Source organism: Mucilaginibacter sp., assembly GCF_028288185.1.
Taxonomy (GTDB): Bacteria; Bacteroidota; Bacteroidia; order Sphingobacteriales; family Sphingobacteriaceae; genus Mucilaginibacter.
The window spans coordinates 155,343-172,667 of sequence record NZ_JAQBOF010000040.1; the positions used below are offsets into that span (position 1 = coordinate 155,343).

10 protein-coding genes are annotated in these 17,325 nt (G+C 38.9%); 9 read left to right on the plus strand and 1 reads right to left on the minus strand.

Annotated features, from left to right (window positions below):
• The first annotated feature begins 2 nt into the window (after nucleotides 1-2).
• The 6 genes from JWQ34_RS18500 to JWQ34_RS18525 all read left to right on the plus strand — a co-directional run bounded on the left by JWQ34_RS18500 (nucleotide 3) and on the right by JWQ34_RS18525 (nucleotide 7,480).
• Entirely contained in the window at nucleotides 3-1,349 is a 1,347-nt protein-coding gene (locus JWQ34_RS18500; RefSeq protein WP_299359907.1) for an alkaline phosphatase family protein, read from the plus strand.
• Nucleotides 1,350-1,414: 65 nt separating this feature from the next.
• The gene (locus tag JWQ34_RS18505; RefSeq protein ID WP_299359910.1) at nucleotides 1,415-1,564 is read left to right on the plus strand and encodes a hypothetical protein; all 150 of its coding nucleotides are present in this window, start codon (nucleotides 1,415-1,417) and stop codon (nucleotides 1,562-1,564) included.
• 341 nt (nucleotides 1,565-1,905) lie between these two features.
• Complete coding sequence (locus tag JWQ34_RS18510) at nucleotides 1,906-2,526, plus strand: dihydrofolate reductase family protein (RefSeq protein WP_299359912.1); 621 nt, start codon at nucleotides 1,906-1,908, stop codon at nucleotides 2,524-2,526.
• A gap of 187 nt (nucleotides 2,527-2,713) precedes the next feature.
• Nucleotides 2,714-3,112, plus strand: coding sequence for a DoxX family protein (locus tag JWQ34_RS18515; RefSeq protein WP_299359914.1), 399 nt, complete (start codon nucleotides 2,714-2,716; stop codon nucleotides 3,110-3,112).
• A 503-nt stretch (nucleotides 3,113-3,615) separates the two neighbouring features.
• Nucleotides 3,616-5,757 carry a TIM-barrel domain-containing protein gene (locus JWQ34_RS18520; RefSeq protein ID WP_299359917.1) on the plus strand — a complete coding sequence of 714 codons (2,142 nt, stop codon included), beginning with the start codon at nucleotides 3,616-3,618 and terminating at the stop codon, nucleotides 5,755-5,757.
• A 313-nt stretch (nucleotides 5,758-6,070) separates the two neighbouring features.
• Entirely contained in the window at nucleotides 6,071-7,480 is a 1,410-nt protein-coding gene (locus JWQ34_RS18525; RefSeq protein ID WP_299359919.1) for a glycoside hydrolase family 125 protein, read from the plus strand.
• Between the two features lie 268 nt (nucleotides 7,481-7,748).
• Here the strand turns inward: JWQ34_RS18525 and JWQ34_RS18530 are convergent, their stop codons facing one another.
• A complete protein-coding gene (locus JWQ34_RS18530; protein ID WP_299359922.1) occupies nucleotides 7,749-10,481 on the minus strand; it encodes a carboxypeptidase-like regulatory domain-containing protein in 2,733 nt (910 codons plus the stop codon).
• Nucleotides 10,482-11,539: 1,058 nt separating this feature from the next.
• On the opposite strand from JWQ34_RS18530, the gene JWQ34_RS18535 reads away from it, so the two are divergent.
• The 3 genes from JWQ34_RS18535 to JWQ34_RS18545 are packed head-to-tail and all read left to right on the plus strand — an operon-like array spanning nucleotide 11,540 to nucleotide 17,322.
• Complete coding sequence (locus JWQ34_RS18535) at nucleotides 11,540-14,422, plus strand: SusC/RagA family TonB-linked outer membrane protein (RefSeq protein ID WP_299359925.1); 2,883 nt, start codon at nucleotides 11,540-11,542, stop codon at nucleotides 14,420-14,422.
• Between the two features lie 51 nt (nucleotides 14,423-14,473).
• Nucleotides 14,474-16,060, plus strand: a complete 1,587-nt coding sequence (locus JWQ34_RS18540; RefSeq protein ID WP_299359927.1) for a RagB/SusD family nutrient uptake outer membrane protein — start codon at nucleotides 14,474-14,476, stop codon at nucleotides 16,058-16,060.
• A gap of 20 nt (nucleotides 16,061-16,080) precedes the next feature.
• On the plus strand, nucleotides 16,081-17,322 hold the full coding sequence (locus tag JWQ34_RS18545) for a fasciclin domain-containing protein (RefSeq protein WP_299359929.1): 1,242 nt from the start codon (nucleotides 16,081-16,083) through the stop codon (nucleotides 17,320-17,322).
• Nucleotides 17,323-17,325 lie beyond the last annotated feature (3 nt).

The following is a 17,325-nucleotide window of genomic DNA, read 5'->3' on the forward strand; positions in this document are numbered from 1 at the left end:
TCATGAAAAAAACGGTTGTAATAGATGTTGTTGGCTTATCAAAATCTGTAATAGGCGAGCATACCCCGTTTATAAAAAAATATATTGCCGATAGGCATATCACTACTATCGAGCCTGTTTTGCCGGCGGTTACTACATCGGTGCAGTCGACCTACCTTACCGGCAAATGGCCTGCTGATACCGGGATTGTGGGTAACGGCTGGTATGATCGTGCAGACTCTGAAGTGAAATTTTGGAAACAATCAAACAAACTGGTTAACGGCGATAAGATTTGGGATAAAGCCAAAAAAGAGGACCCCGCCTTTACCAGCGCCAATATGTTTTGGTGGTACAATATGTACTCGACCGCCGATTACTCGGTAACACCGCGCCCGCAATATTTGGCTGATGGACGTAAAATGCCTGATTGTTATTCGCAACCCGGCGAGTTAAGAGATACTTTGCAAGATAAGCTGGGTCAATTCCCATTATTTCAATTTTGGGGGCCTGGGGCCAATATTAAGTCTACCCAGTGGATAGCCGATGCATCGATGCTTAATGATGATCTGCATAACCCAACGCTTACAACCATATACTTACCTCATCTTGATTATTGCCTGCAAAAGTTTGGCCCCGATCTTTCAAAGATCAGTAAGGAACTGAATGAGATAGACGCGGTGGTGGAGCAATTGGTGACCTTTTATAAAAAGAAGGATGCCGAGATCATTATCCTGTCTGAATATGGTATTGCCCCGGTAAGTAACCCGGTGCATTTAAATAGATTGTTCCGCGAGAATGGTTTGTTGCAGATCCGGGTAGAACGCGGCCTGGAATTGCTGGATGCCGGAGCATCAAAAGCCTTTGTAGTGGCCGATCACCAGATAGCGCATATTTATATCAACGACCCATCCGTAGCCGAAAAGGTAAAGGCCCTGCTTAAAAATGTAAAGGGAATTGAGCTGATACTGGATAAGGAAGAGCAAAAGAAACACCATATTAACCACGAGCGCTCTGGCGATATTGTAGTGGTGGCTGATAAAGATAGCTGGTTCACCTATTACTTCTGGCTGGATGATGCCGTGGCGCCCGACTATGCGCGCTGTGTTGATATCCACAAAAAGCCAGGCTATGACCCGGTTGAAATGTTCATGACCTCCAAAGGCCGCGCGGCCTATAAGTTACTACGCAAACTGGCCGGCTTTAGGTATGTAATGGATGTGATCCCGCTGGATGCCACGCTGATTAAAGGCTCGCACGGACGTACCAATATTACTGATGAATACAAGGCTGTTTTAATAACGGATGACGCACAAAAGGATGTTTTGCCTACGGATGTATTTGATGTGATTTGGAAGAGTTTGAAAAAATAACCGCCCGGTATGGGTTTAACTTGCGCTCGTTTGCAACGAGTGCTTAACGTGGGTTAGCATTTACAATGCGATACAATCGCAAGACCATATTAAGCACTCGTTGCAAACGAGCGCAAGAAGGTGAATATAAGGCTGTTTTAATAACTGATGATGTACAGAAAGATGTGCAGCCTACCAACGTGTTTGATGTTATTTGGAAGAGTTTGAAAAAATAGATAACCATAACCCGTTAAAGCGTCCACGCTTTAACGCGTAAAAATGCGAGCGTCTGCGCTCGCGATCACACAAAGTGAACGTACACGTTCATTAAAACATTCAGTAAGCGTGGACGCTTTACCGGGCGGGTGACCGTATAACCTTGCTTTGTCCTCAATCACCCCAAATGTTGTCTTTTTTGACCATGATAATTTTGGTACCTGGTGTTTAAGTTTGTATTTATGAAATATATGGTCATTATGTCTAATTTAGCTATCGCCGCTACGGAAATATTTAGTAAACCGTGGACGCTTTACTGGGTGGGACAAGAATTAACTTTGACGAACAATAGATAAAAATTATGAGCAAAATTATCTTTGACAGCGGGATATCATTGGATGGCTTTTTCGCAGGCGATAACCGGAGTCCAGACAACCCAATGGGCGGCGTTTCAGGACAACTCCATAAGTGGATGTTTAAACAAAAAGCATTTTGGAAAAACATCAATATGGAAGGCGGTGAAGAATACGGTGCAGACAGTAAGTTAATTGATGATGTGTTTGCAGGAACAGGGTCTTACATTATGGGGAAGCGAATGTTTGAAGAAGGCGAAGTCCATTGGAAAGAAGATCTATACAAAGCGGATGTTTATGTGCTGACACACGAAGAACGCGAGCCCTGGGTTCAAAAAGGGACAACAACTTTTTATTTCATCAATGACGGAATACAAAGCGCATTAGAAAAAGCAAAACAATCAGCCAAAGGAAAAGATATAAGGATACAAGGTGGTGCGGATACTATTCAACAATATCTTAATGCAGGGCTTGTAGACGAATTTTTTATTCACATTGCTCCCGTTTTTTTAGGAAGTGGTATCCGGCTGTTTGATGGTATGGACAAAGACAAATATGATATTCAAATTGTAGAAGTAATATCATCAGACTTGACAACACATTTGAGATACAAATTAACGAAGAAATAAGAACGACTACCGCTAACAGAGGTTATAAGTAAGCGGGTATTATTATAAATTCAGTTATATTAGACAAAGAAAATCCACAATATTTAAAACTTACCGTTAGTCCGAGATTATAAATCCGGACTAACAGGAAATGCGGGCCTATTAATGCATTACTACTAAACAATTAAATTACCTAATCATAATTATCATGAACAAGACAACAATCAACATTATTTACTGGATCTCAACCGGGCTGATACTGGCTATGATGCTTTTTTCGGCAGCCTCAAGCTTTATGGAAAACCCCGATGGCGCAAAAATGATGACAGCAATAGGGTACAGGCCTTATGTATTACATCTTTTAGCGGTAGCAAAAATATTGGGCGTAATAGCTATCCTTACACCAGGTTTTCCGCGGCTTAAAGAATGGGCTTATGCGGGTTTTACGTTTGATCTTATCGGCGCAACCTATTCTTTTTATGCTTCGGGCTTTGCTTTTAAAGACTGGGCATTTATGGTGGTATTAATTGTCGTATTGGCGTGCTCGTATATTTTCTATCATAAACGGTTAAAGTTAAAAGGGACAGCAGCCGGAAGCGTGGCATAACCTCAATACATTAAAGCTGGATCAAGTAAAATGAATATCGTAATCCGGATCTGGCGCGATGCAGCGGTGGCCTGAGAGCGGCGTACTCGTGACTTTTAATGTGCTTATGCGGCAATGCACTTATTATTCTTATCGTTTGCCTGGCATTACAAAGTACGGCAACATTTGCCTGATAAAGTGGTGGCGTTACTTTGTCACCACATTTTAAGTTAAGTTTTTTAACCGGCGGGGCAGTTGCGGTTAACGCACCAATGAGTACGCATAAAGTATGGTAAAAAGTTGCAAATTTTGGTGCTTATATGGGTAATAAACAGGCATAAATGGCAACTAAAAGGGTATATATGGCAACTATTGGCAGTTTTTTGTAAAATGATATAAATCAATAATTTATCAACCAAAAATCGTCCTGATTTTTTATGTTTTTTACAGTTTTCAGGATTTAAATTATCATTCTTTTTATTGCGACAATCCATGTAAATTACAGCCTCCAATTATAAAATAAAATGGTTCGTAATTCAATTAGTATTATTGCCCTAATAGTTTGCCTCGGCTTAACCGCTAAGGCGCAACAAGTACAGGAAATGGCCCCCGGTGTAACGCGGGTTACGGTGGGTGAGGTCGATAAGTTCTCACCCTACAACATCCTGCAAGAAAAACCAAAGGTTGAAGCCATGAAGCAGCTCCCGGCGACTGATATGGGTGTCGACCCTAAAAGTATCCGTGTGGAAATAACCCCACGCGGTGCCATTGTGCACATCCCATTAGGTAATACCGAAGAATTGTACGGCTTTGGCTTACAAATGAACTCATTCAGGCAGCGAGGACTAAAAAGGCGACCAATTGTAAACGATAACCCGCTAAACGACCTGGGGTTTACGCATGCGCCAACAACCTTTTATTTATCAACCAAAGGGTATGGCATATTTATCAATACTTCACGCTATACAACGTTCTATTGCGGCACACATAAACAGGTTAAGGGGGATGTGAATGCTAATACCGGTAGTGGTAATTCGTCTGCGCAATCAGTTGAAGACCTTTATAAAAACACCAACAACAAATCGGGCGAGGTTATAGTAGATATCCCCGGTGCCAAAGGTGGCGACGTGTTCATTTTTAACGGCCCCACCCTTAAAAACGCATTACAGCGATATAACTTATTCTCGGGTGGCGGTGCTATGCCTGCTATATGGGGCATGGGCGTTCAATATCGAATGAAGGCTGATAGCAAACAACAGGACGTTTACAATATGGCCAACTATTTCAGAGAGAACCATATCCCCTGCGATGTTTTTGGGTTAGAACCTAAATGGCAAACAGCTTCATATTCTTGCTCATACGTTTGGAACCCGGAGAACTTCCCGGCACCGCAAGAGCTGATTGACAAAATGAAAGCCCAGGGCATTAAGCTTAATTTATGGGAGCATGCTTATGTTGCACCTGCATCGCCTATTTATAGTTCGTTAGCCAGTAGCGCCGGCGATTATAAAGTATGGAATGGCCTCGTGCCCGATTTCGCAGGTAAAACTGCCCCAACCATATTTGCAGATTACCACAAAAAAACCTTTGTAGACAATGGCGTTTCGGCATTTAAAATGGATGAGTGCGATAACTCCAACCTTACAGAAGGCGGCGCTGTTTGGGCATTCCCGGAACTATCGCAATTCCCATCAGGTATTGACGGCGAGCAGATGCACCAGCAGTTTGGGACGCTGTACTTCCAAACCATGTATAATATCTATAAAAAAGCCAATAAGCGATCTTATTTTAACATACGGTCTTTAAACGGTTTTGCTTCATCATACCCGGTATCATTATATAGTGATACTTATGTTCACAAAGAATATATCAGGATGATCAGCAATGCAGGGTTTTCGGGCTTATTATGGTCGCCGGAGGTTAGAGAGTCGGCATCTATTACAGAACTTTGCCGCCGCTCGCAAACAGCTATATTATCATCACAAACGGTATTTAACAGCTGGTATTTAAAAAGCCCGCCCTGGCTGCAATTTGATCGAAATAAAAATAACCGCGGCGAGCTATTGCCAAATGCTAAAGAAGCGGAGGCGCATATCCGTACATTGCTTAATTTCAGGATGAGTTTTATTCCATATCTATATACCGCATTTGCTAAATACCACCGCGAAGGTGTACCGCCATTTAGGGCATTGGTTGTTGACTATCCGGAAGATAAGGCCACCTATAATGTTTGGGATGAATATATGATTGGTGACAATGTATTGGCAGCTCCTATATCAGATAGCGCATCAAGCCGTAAAGTGTATTTACCCAAAGGTAATTGGTATGATTTTAATACCAATAAGCTGTATGAAGGCGGGCAAACTTATACTGTAACTACGGGCCTGGAGCAGATACCAATATTTATTAAAGAAGGGACCATTTTGCCCATGGCTAAGCCGGTAGAGTTTGTTTTGCCGAATACCATCTTTGACGTGACTTGTTACGTATATGGAAAGAACCCGAACACTGCAGAGCTTTTTGAAGATGATGGAACTACATTTAATTTCGAAAAAGATAGTTTTAATATTTTAAATCTCGATTGGCAAAAGGGCAAAGGAAATGTAAGCAGAAAAGGCGGTTTTAAACCTAAAGTATATAATATTAAAAATTGGGTAAACATTTAATAAATAACAAGTACCCATATATTTACACTGGCGCCACTGTTAGGGGATGACATATAAGTAACAGTACCTTTTAGATACTCTATACGAGCAATTATTTATTCGCAATATATTAAGCCCATATTTGTTTAAGTGGTTTAAAGTTTTTAGTATTGGGAAGATTTTGAAGTCAAGTCAAAATAAAAAAACCAATAATTATTATAAAACCATAGTCTACTAAAATAGAGACTGATAAATGGCATACTTACAATGGCTATGTAAAAAACAGGCATGGTAATTCTATAGGTGCACTATCAGCCTTATAACTTAAAATAATATGCAAAGAAGAACTTTCATGAAAAACACCGGCTTATTAGGCACAACTTTGTTGCTTAGCAAGTTGCCTACATTTGCACAAGCGGGTTATCCTGCCGTTAGGGTTACGCAAAGAAACTTTAGTAGTGTGGCTATAGAGGATGCTATTACAGAGTTTAGCAAAAACGTAGAGGACAAGGAGTTGGCCTGGTTGTTTAACAACTGTTTCCCTAACACTTTAGATACTACAGTAACCTTTACCGAGAAAGATGGCAAGCCTGATACTTATGTTATTACCGGTGATATAGATGCTATGTGGCTGCGCGATAGCAGCGCGCAGGTATATCCTTATTTGCACTTTATTAAACAAGATAAAAAATTACAGCAGCTTGTAGCCGGGGTTATTAATCACCAGGCTAAATGTGTGCTAAAAGATCCGTACGCTAATGCGTTTTATAATGACCCTGACAAGGTAGGAGAGTGGGCACATGATGATACCAAAATGCAACCCGGCCTGCACGAAAGGAAATGGGAGATAGACTCGTTATGTTATCCAATCAGGCTGGCTCATAAATACTGGCAACTTACCGGTGATACAACGCCGTTTGATGATAAATGGAAATCTGCAATAGCGCTTACTTTAAAAACATTTAAAGAGCAGCAACGCAAAACAAACCAGGGCCCTTACAGATTTCAGCGCAAAACCGCCTGGGCTACAGATGGTGTGCCAATGAACGGTTATGGTTACCCTGTAAAACCTAATGGATTGATTTGCTCGGCATTCCGTCCAAGTGACGATGCTACTATCTATATGTATTTAATTCCATCAAACTTCTTTGCGGTAGTTAGCTTAAAGCAAGCGTCAGAGATGGTTAGCAAAATATCAAAAGATGCCCCTTTAGCTGCCGAGCTTCGTGCATTGGCGGCCGAGGTTGAAGCGGCGTTAAAGAAATATGCGGTTATTAATCACCAAACCTTTGGTAAAATATACGCCTACGAGGTGAATGGTTACGGAAGCTTTAACCTGATGGATGATGCCAACGTGCCTAGCCTATTAGGATTGCCGTATTTAGATGCAATGCCTAAAACTGATCCTATCTATCAAAATACACGTAAAATGTTGTTGTCGTCAAACAATCCGTTCTTCTTTAAAGGTAAAGCCGGCGAAGGTATTGGCGGCCCGCACGCGGGTAAGGATATGATATGGCCGTTGGGTATAATTATGCGCGGCTTAACAAGCAGCAGTGATGCAGAAATTAAACACTGCATTGCCATGTTAAAAAGCAGCAATGCCGGTACGGGCTTTATGCACGAGTCGTTTCATAAAGACGATGCCAAGCATTTTAGCCGTAAATGGTTTGCCTGGGCTAATACTTTGTTTGGCGAGTTTTTATGGGAAACCTATAAAGCTAAACCACATTTGTTAGCTTAATGATATTGCGCGTACCAGCGAAAGGATAAGTGATTCACAAAATAGTGAATCACCTGAATCACTATTTGCCTGTGACCCGTGATAAACTAACTAGTATTGGCATGATCAATTGTGCACATTATTAGAGTTTTACCTCGAACACTTTGTTGGTGGACAACACCAATAATGGCGGACAGAAGGCAGAATTGAGCAATAAATACCCTAACAAAAAGGCCTGTAGATTTTTATATCTACAGGCCTTTTTGTTAGGGTATGACTTAATAAAGTTTTATTGAACCGTATAAGTATATACCTGCCTTCCAAGTTCGCCTGCGGCGTTAATGCCTTCTACAATAACTTTATAACTACCCGGACCATCGCCGTTATAAAAAACAAGTGAGGTTTTTCCGTCCGCATCAGTTTTTACGCGTGGGTTCCAATAAATAGTTGATCGTAGATCTGTTATTTTATCAGCAGTTGCAGCATTGTCGTATTTTGGTGTATAAAACTCGCGCACTTTATTAAATCCTTTAGGCGATATATTGATAATGTTTGGATTGTATTGTCTGCGCGAAGTGCCTAATCTGGTTAATATCAATACAGATTTAGCGCCCAAAAAATTAACCATTGCCATATTTGTGCTTACTACCTCTATTTTGGCAACATCTTCCGGCAAAATACTGCCATCTAATATTTCTGATATTTCATCGCTGGTTGTAATCTTCCTGCCATCAACAATAAGCCCGACATGGGTTGTCCTGTCCTGCATATCCTGTAAGAATGATTGGCCGTGGTCGTCAAGTTGAACGCTAATACCTTGTAACCTGCCTTGTAGGGCCATTGCCAGGGTAATATAGTTTTCGGGATTGTCAATAGTAAGAACTCTATCTGCAGACTCCTCGGGTACTTTAAACATTCCTTGTGGGGTTATATTCGCATCAGCTTTAACTTTGCGAGCCCTTATCCTTACTTCTTTTAACCGTTGCACCTTATCCAACTGGCCTGTTTTTTCATATATATCATCCAGTTTTTTGCCATTATCAATATAAGCTTTTAAGGTGGCGTTAATATTGGTGCTTACATCTGCTAGGTTTTTATTTTTGCTTAATTTGAGTCTTGGTAATGTATCTATGAATATTTTGGCGTGATCGCTGTTTTTTTCGGTTTTAGCTTGTATGGCAAACTTAACACTGTCAAGCAATAGTATCCCGTCAAACTTAAATTTCCCATCGGCATCGGTTGTAGTGCTTTTAACAACGTTAGCTTTTAATGACACCATTGAAACGTTTGCATTGGCCATTGGCTTGTTTGTAAGTGTTGTCACCCGGCCAGATATTACAGCACCCAGACTCTCGGCCTCAAACATTGGTTTTGCCATAACGGTTGTTATTTCTTTCCAGGCAAATCTGCGGTAGCCTTGTGTTAGCATCAGATTGTCCAGTGCTTTATCCACATCTTCAGATACCGCGGTGAAATAATAGTTAGGTTTTTCAATGTAACCTTTCAGATCAGAGGTTAATAAAATATTTGTAAATATTGTAGTTTCAACATTTTCATCAACAGGCACTTTACTTTGGTCAATTACAGCTACCGAGAAATTGCCGGGTACACCTTTGCCTTTACTATCCTTCGCATCAAGAGATATTAATACCGATTCTTTACCCTTGTAAGTGTTTTTGGCAGTTTTAAGATTGAGCTGCATCAGATCGTTACTTCTTATAAATGCAACGCGCTCATTTAAAGGTTCGCCGGCACTATTAAAAATAGTGAACTGGGCTATACCCGTAGGGAACAGTTTTTTCTCCAGCCATATAGAGGTACTGGCCCTTGCTATTTTTACCGGCGAGGCAACAATTGTTTCGCCGCTTGATTGTGCTATGAAGCTTATGCTTGGCGCAACAGCCACTTGTTTAGCTGATGCTCCTATCCTTACCAGGATACTATCTTTATTAGGCTGGTAAACGCTTAATACAAAACCATCGTCAGCCGCTTTAGGCAAGACAATGGTTTTTGTTGTACCATCGGCAAAGCTTATTTGTGCCTTATAGTTTTTACCTGCTTCGGGCCTTAACAAGAAACTCCCCATGCCCGCATGCATGCTTTCTATTTCGCCCACTTCATTATTAGCATCATCAACAATTTTGCCTTTAACGGTAGCACCTGTTCCGTCCACACCTGTAGCTTTAAATCCAACACGCGAAGAAATCCCATTAACCAGGTTGCCGCTTTCAGGAAAGAATTGCACATCACTTTGATATAAAGATGCCTTGATAGGGAACTCTCTTACTATAGGATATTTATCAGATCCCTGTAAGACGGTCCGGATGTAAGCTCCGCTTAAATTAACATTGTGCTCATTCTCAATGCTGATACTAAGGCTGCCTAATGCATCAGTTTTAACATTACGGGTGCCAATTACCTTGTTATTAATAACTATCTGGTATTTTACGTCTCTGCCGCCAAGCGCTTTACCTTCATCATCAGTATAATTTAATAAAGCGGTTAAAACGGGTTTATTGTTTATGTCTTTATACTGGTAGTCGGCTTTGGTGATAATATTATCACTTACCAGGCTGCCTACGGTAAAAGTTTTATCAAAAAAATAATCCTCGCCGGCGTTACGCATCCATTTGGTATAGGCCCTTATGCGATAACTGCCTTCTTTTAAGTCATCCCCCAGCGAAAACTCACCCACTACCATGCCAGAGATTATAGGTAGTTTTATTGATCTTACAATAGAGTCTTTTTCGCTGATCAGATCAACATTTAATGCGCCGCTTAACGCCGAAAGCTGGTGCCTGCTGCCAATGGTTATATAGCCTTTAAACCAGATGGTATCGCCCAGTGCATAATAGGGTTTGTCCATGTGCAGGTAAACTTTTTCTTGCGGATTGCTATCTGTCCATTTTTGCAGTGCAGCAACTAGTTTATCAATAGGGTCATCGCCTTTTGGAATAAAAGCTAGGAGCAGCAAAAGCGAACAGAATAATCCAAGCTTGATAGAGAGTTTGTTTAATTTCATTGTATTTAGGTTTTAGGTTAGTTTATATAAGGTAGTTACTAACAGATATTAAGTATAGACTAGTAAGTACACCATAGGTTTAGTTAACACAGTAAAAAAACATAAATTAATTGATAGATAAAAGTGTTGTAAGAAGAATTTTACTATTGGTGATAAGTGTGGACAACCTTTTTTACTAAAGTAGTAAGCATACCTGGTATTTAGTGATATTTAGTGGTATGACGGAATACAGAGGGGCCTAATATTGTGTAATAATGTAAGTATTAATTTATTCTTAATTTATTCTTAATTGTATTCTGTAAATAGGTAGCCCCGATGGGCATACCGTCATGCTGGATCCTTATATCGAACTTGTGTTAAGGTAAGAAATGTGTCATCGAATGATAGAGACTGGGCTATTTTTCGACTCATTTAAGTATATCAAATCCATAGGATAGCCGTAAAAACTGTGTTTTTGTGTTTTTTTAAGCTTTTTTTAATAAAATTTTAAGATTTATTTGGAATATATTAAATTATTATTTGTATCATTGTCAAAGTGAATATCCTCTTAGCAGAAGCGAAAGGTGTTCTACAACCAATTAGAATAACGACCAATTTATTTTTATTGCCCTAATTACAATCAATTTATTTACTATTATAAACCAGCTATGATCAAAAATTTACAAAAACCCTTCGGAGTGAATCCTCCCGGCACTACTTACTATGAATTTCTGAATAATCGACTAACGGGTGTTAGTACAGATTTTAGTTCAGCTAAATTTTAATAGTCCAAGCAAGCTAAAAAGATTTACATTTTAATTCCGATATATCTATCAGTCTTTATTAAAAAGGATTGAAACCATTCGTCGGTATTAAAATACTCTATTACAACAAACAATTAATAAACAGTTTTTTAATCAGTTAATACTTAATTATCTGTTATGCGCATTATTGCAATTATAACTTTCCTGGGCGTGCTATGTACAACTACGTACTCCTTTGGCAATACAGCTATGTATGCACGTGTCTCAAGCCACACCAAAATTAAAGGGGGCATCCGGCTAAAGCATGCTCTCAAAATGAGGCAAGACACCACTCGTAAAACTGTAGATACCACAGCAAAAGATTCGGCTGTAAGTATTTTGCCACCTAACAAAACCATTGCGAAAAGACTTGAGTCTAAGACCAACATGGTTAATCCTGAAAAACTATCTACCTTCCCGGCAATTTCCTTGCAACAGTACTTAAAAGGAGAAGCGGCAGGTGTTTATGTTAATGAGCCAACCAGCGAACCAGGAACTCTTCAAAACATGTTTATACATGGAACATCACAACCATTATTATCCGCACGTGAAGTTTACGCAACCCAGCCGCTAATTGTATTAGATGGCGTTCCTTTGGTTGCAGAGCATCCTTTTGCGTTTGATATCCAACAGTATAAATATGATAGGATAGGGACCGCAACTAATACGCTGGCCACTGTTCAGATGGCCAACATTGAGTCGATCGAGGTATTAAAAGGCTTAGATGCGACAGCTATCTACGGCCCTAAAGGCGCAAATGGTGTTATTGTGTTAACAAGCAAAGGTGCTACTACTAAAAGAAGAATTACTTTTGATAGCTACGCAGGTGTTGTAACACCAAACGCGGTTACTACTGTTAACGGTAGGTTTGAAAACAATTTCAGAAAACAGTTTTCTGATAAATATACTGCAACCGGGGCTTTCTCAAATAGTGATACTTATCCTTTGTTTTTAAGTGATTCATTAAATAATGCATTTTATGGTCCATCTAACTGGAATGATTTGTATTATGGCAGCCAGGCAATTTATAGTGTAAACGCAAGTATAAGTGGAGGTGATGAGCGCGCTAACTTTAGTTTCCAATTAGGAGACACGAAGAGTGGCGGCATTGCTGATAATACTAAAATGGATCGTTATAACGCTCGTTTCTTGCTGAATATGAAGCCGCTTGAGTGGTTTACATTTAGCGCAATGGTTAACGCAGATCGTTTACTACGTGATCGTAACAGAAACGTACGCGACAGGTTAGCTCAGGTTAATTATATACCTGATTTGAGCACGCCATTGGCTCCTAATAAAGACAAATATCAATTATATCTTGATCAATTTGATGGTGGTTTTGACAACAACAAAAACAACCTGGTTAATGGTTATGCAAAATTTGGTATAGACTTAGGTAAGTTTAAATTTGTTACCACTTATAACATTGATTACAATGAAGGCTATCGTGATATTTTTTATCCAAGAACGTTATTGCAAACTACAAACTATGCATCTAACTACTTTGGATATAACGAGCGTACTACTATAGATAACGTTGCTACTTATGATTATCAAATAAATAAGGATCATAAGTTCAACTTTACATTAGGTAACGTTATACAGTACGATTTTTACAGGTACACCTATGATTATGCCTATAAAGGGAGTAATGATTTTATCAAGTTAAACTTGTTAAACTCTGATCCTACCAAATCAAACTATTTAACACCAATTGTATATAAAAGCCAGTTAATTTATAAGTTTTTAGATAAAACACAGAATAACCAATTATCATTCTATGGTAAAGCAGATTATTTGTTAAAAGATAAATACACCTTCTCTTTATTGTTAAGAGCAGATGGTTCTTCAAATCAACAACCAACAAATCGTTGGTTCTACTCACCGGTATTATCTGCTGGCTGGGATTTGAAAAAAGATTTATTTGCTAACAAAAACAGTATATCTGAACTTAGCTTACATGCTAGTATAGGTAGAATGGGTAGGTATGAAAACTTTGATAATTATGCTCAAGGCCCTCAATACACTGCCTTTGTTGGCTTTAGTGGTAACTTAATTACACCAGGCTATGATGGTTTGGCTACATTATCTCGTCCATACAGCGCTGGTTATGTGCCTTATAATTTAAAATGGGCGTATACAGACCAAGCCAGCCTTGGTATAGATGGTGAGTTTTTAAACAAACGTTTATACTTGAGTTTACAAGGATATTACAAACATGATAAAAACATGTTGTTGGGTGTTCCGTCGGCGGCCGAGTATGGTTATGCTTCTGTTATTCAAAACGGTATGGCTATACGTAATACTGGTATTGATGCAACTATTACTGGTGTTATTTTCCCTCACGAAAATAAATTCTCATGGACTTCAACCGTAAATATTAACTTAAACCATAACACCTTAACTGCATTGCCTGGTGGTTTATCTCAGCTAGTGATTGGTGATAAATTATTACAAGTAGGCAAAGCGGTTGATAGCTATTGGTTATTAACAAACCAAGGTATTTATAATACTGACGCAGAAGTACCAACAGTTGCCGGTAAAAAAATGACCTACAATGGTATCATATTGAAAACAGGCGATCCAAGATGGAAAGATTTGAATGGGGATAATCAAATCACTAACGCAGATAAAACCTTGCAAGGACATGCTTTACCTGTAGTTGCAGGTGGTTGGAGTAACGATATTGGCTATAAGAAATGGACATTAGGTGTAAATTTCTATTACAATATTGGTCGCCAGTTATTGAATCAGGATATGGCTAACAAGTTTGATTTTTATAACCGTGAAGGCTTAAATGACATTAACTCTGTAAAAGAGATTACTTTCTGGGAAAAAAGAGGGGATTATTCAAAATACCCTATCTATAACCCGGCAAGCGCTGTAGCTCCTTATCAAATTAACCAGGATCTATTCTTAGAGAATGCTTCATTTATTAAACTTCGTACTCTATCATTAGGATATGATTTAACAGACGTGATGAAAAAGAAACATTCTAATATTCACAAATTCTATGTTTACGGAAGTGTAAATAATGTATTCACATTAACTAAATACACAGGCCAAGATCCTGAGCTGGTTGATTACACTGGTTATGATACTGGCTATGGCATGCAAATTCCGAGAACATACATTTTAGGAGTTAAGATAGATTTGTAATTCATATTCTGTAGATAAAAAATATTGAATACCGTTTAAATTAGAGATGAAATGAAAAAAATAATTTTGCTGAGTCTTATCTTTTTTACTCTTATTGCTGATAGTTGTAAGAAAACGCTTGATGTTAATTCATCACGTGTTGTAAATGAGACTAACTATTGGAATACGTTAGAAGATGCCAGGGCCGGAATAATGGGCGTGTATGGCTTAACAAGAGCTGCACTTGCCGATAATAATGGCCACTGGATATATGGCGATGTGCGTATGGGTAATTTTGACAGCCCTATCCGTCAGGATTTAAAAGCTGTTATTGCTAATAACCTTAATGCCTCTTATCCGGTAATAAACCAACTGTCTAACTGGAGAAGGTTTTATGCTATTGTAAATGCGGCTAATATATTTTTAGAGCGTATTGGCGAAGTGAAAGCTAAAGACCCTAGATACACACCAAATAACATGAATGTGGATGTTGCACAGGTTAGGTTTTTAAGAGCTTTTGCTTATTTTTATATGGTAAGGATATGGGGCGATGTGCCTCTGATTTTATCATCACGTGATGGAACTTTTGAGAACAGACCCAGAACAGATCAAAACGCTGTATTAGTATATGTGCAATCTGAAATGGAGACTGCAGCTCTTGTTCTGCCATACTTATATAGTAACCAGGATTTACAACAACCAGGGCTATACTATAATCAAAGCCGCACAAGATGGAGTGGTGCTTTAGTTACAAAACTAGGCGCTTATTCTATGCTTGCACATGTAGCTGCATGGCAGGGTAAATATGTTGACGTAATTAGATATACAAAAATTGTATTGACAGATTATAACACTAAAGGAGGGTTGAGTTATACCGGTACAGGCACTTTAACTTCTCCTGGCGGCTTGTTTTATACAAACACTAATAATTTAAATGATAACCATTTATTCGGTTTCGGTTTTGTTTGGGATTACCAGGATGCATCATTTACAGGTAATATTGAATCATTAACATTAGCTGCACCGGTGGTTAACAAAAACGTACCAGATATTTATGTACCTAAAGATTCTATTTTATCAATATTTAAAGAACCAAACGATGCACGGTTTCAAATTGATACTACTGGTACTACCTACACAGACTCACAAAATGGTACTAGTCGTGGCTACTTTGCCAACTATCTTGGTAAGTATCCAATCTTTGCTAAAATAAAAGTTATCATGGGTGGTGATATTGACCCAAGTTTCAGGTTGTTTTCCAGCACAATTTTATTGACCCGTTTGGAAGATGTTACACTATTGCGTGCCGAAGCTTATGCTGTATTGGGTGAGACAGCACTTGCTATAATTGACTTGAATACAATTAGGCAACTAAGATATAATATAGATCAAGTAGGCATACAAAACGCTAGCGCTAACGATTATCTAGCCTATGATGCTACCAGGAATGGCCCTGTTATAGAAGCTATATTTAAAGAACGTCAAAAAGAGTTTATGGGAGAAGGTCACCACTTCTATGATAGGGTTAGATATGAAAAAATCAAACAAAACAACCCTCAGTTTATGCAGCTTATTAATTCTGGGGGCATTTACTGGCCTATATCACGCGACCTCTTGGCGCAAAACCCTTTGTTAACACAGAATTCATATTGGAAGTAATAAAGAAAGAGATAAAAGACATGAAAAGATCAATTTTATTCGGAAAATGTTTTGTAGCAATGCTTTTTGCTACACTAATATTACAGATGGGCTGTAAAAAGGAGCTTGGTTATTACAATAGTACACCAGTTGTGAATACAACAGGTTTTAACACTTACGAGTACTTAAAAAGTAAACCAGGTATTTATGATTCATTACTATTGGCGGTTGACAAGTTGGGAATTAAAGCAACATTAACAGATAGCAATGTTACTTTATTTGCACCAGCAAATGCTAGCTTTCAAATAGCAATAAAAAACTTAAATGATATACGTAAAACGGCAGGACAAGGACCGGTTTATTTAACCCAGATTGCTGCGGGTGATAAAAATGTTATAGGATCGGCCATTATTAAAGCTAAAGCTAAACGCGATAGTGCACATTTAGATACACTTGTTTCGAGATATATTATCAGGAAGCAATATGTAGCAAACGATTTTGCAATTGGTGATGGGCAAATGGTATATAGTGTGCGGGGTGGATACCCAATGCACGCTCAGCGTATATTTTCTGATGCGGAAGGATTTCAAAGCGGTGGCTCTGAGGTTATTGAATATGCAAATACCAAAAGAAGCTTATTTGTTGCTAAATGGTCTAAAACAACAACTTCATCAGTAAATATTAAAACTAAAAATGGTATTGTACATCTGTTAAAGGGAGATCACGTATTTGGATTTGATGAATTTGTATCAAGGTTGACGTTGGTTCCAGCTCCGCCAAATCAAATTAACTTGAAAACGGACAGTTTATATGTTACATGGCCAGCCGGTTTTCCTTATACTGACGGACAGGTATCCGCGGGCGAGGTGTTTAAAAAGCTTTTTGACAATAGCGTTTTAACTAAGTTTATTTGTAATACAAATATTTCTGGTTACCCAATCCGTTATCCTACATTCTATTACATCCCCAGACCGGCTAAGATTATAAATTGCTATACCATGACTACAGCCAATGACTCTAAAGGTTACAGAGAGCGTGACCCCAGGGCCTGGAGAATGGAAGCTACACTTGACCCTAACCCAAGTCCCTCGTCAGTTTGGACGCAAGTTGATGTTCGTCAGGATCAGGATTGGACCACAAATTATCAAACAAAAATATTTGACTTTGCAAATACCACCGCTTATACAGGTTATAGATTAATATTTTTATATATGGGTACAGGCAGTACGCCACAAGCGCTCTTCCAAATATCTGAGTGGACCATGAACTATAGGCAACAATAATAA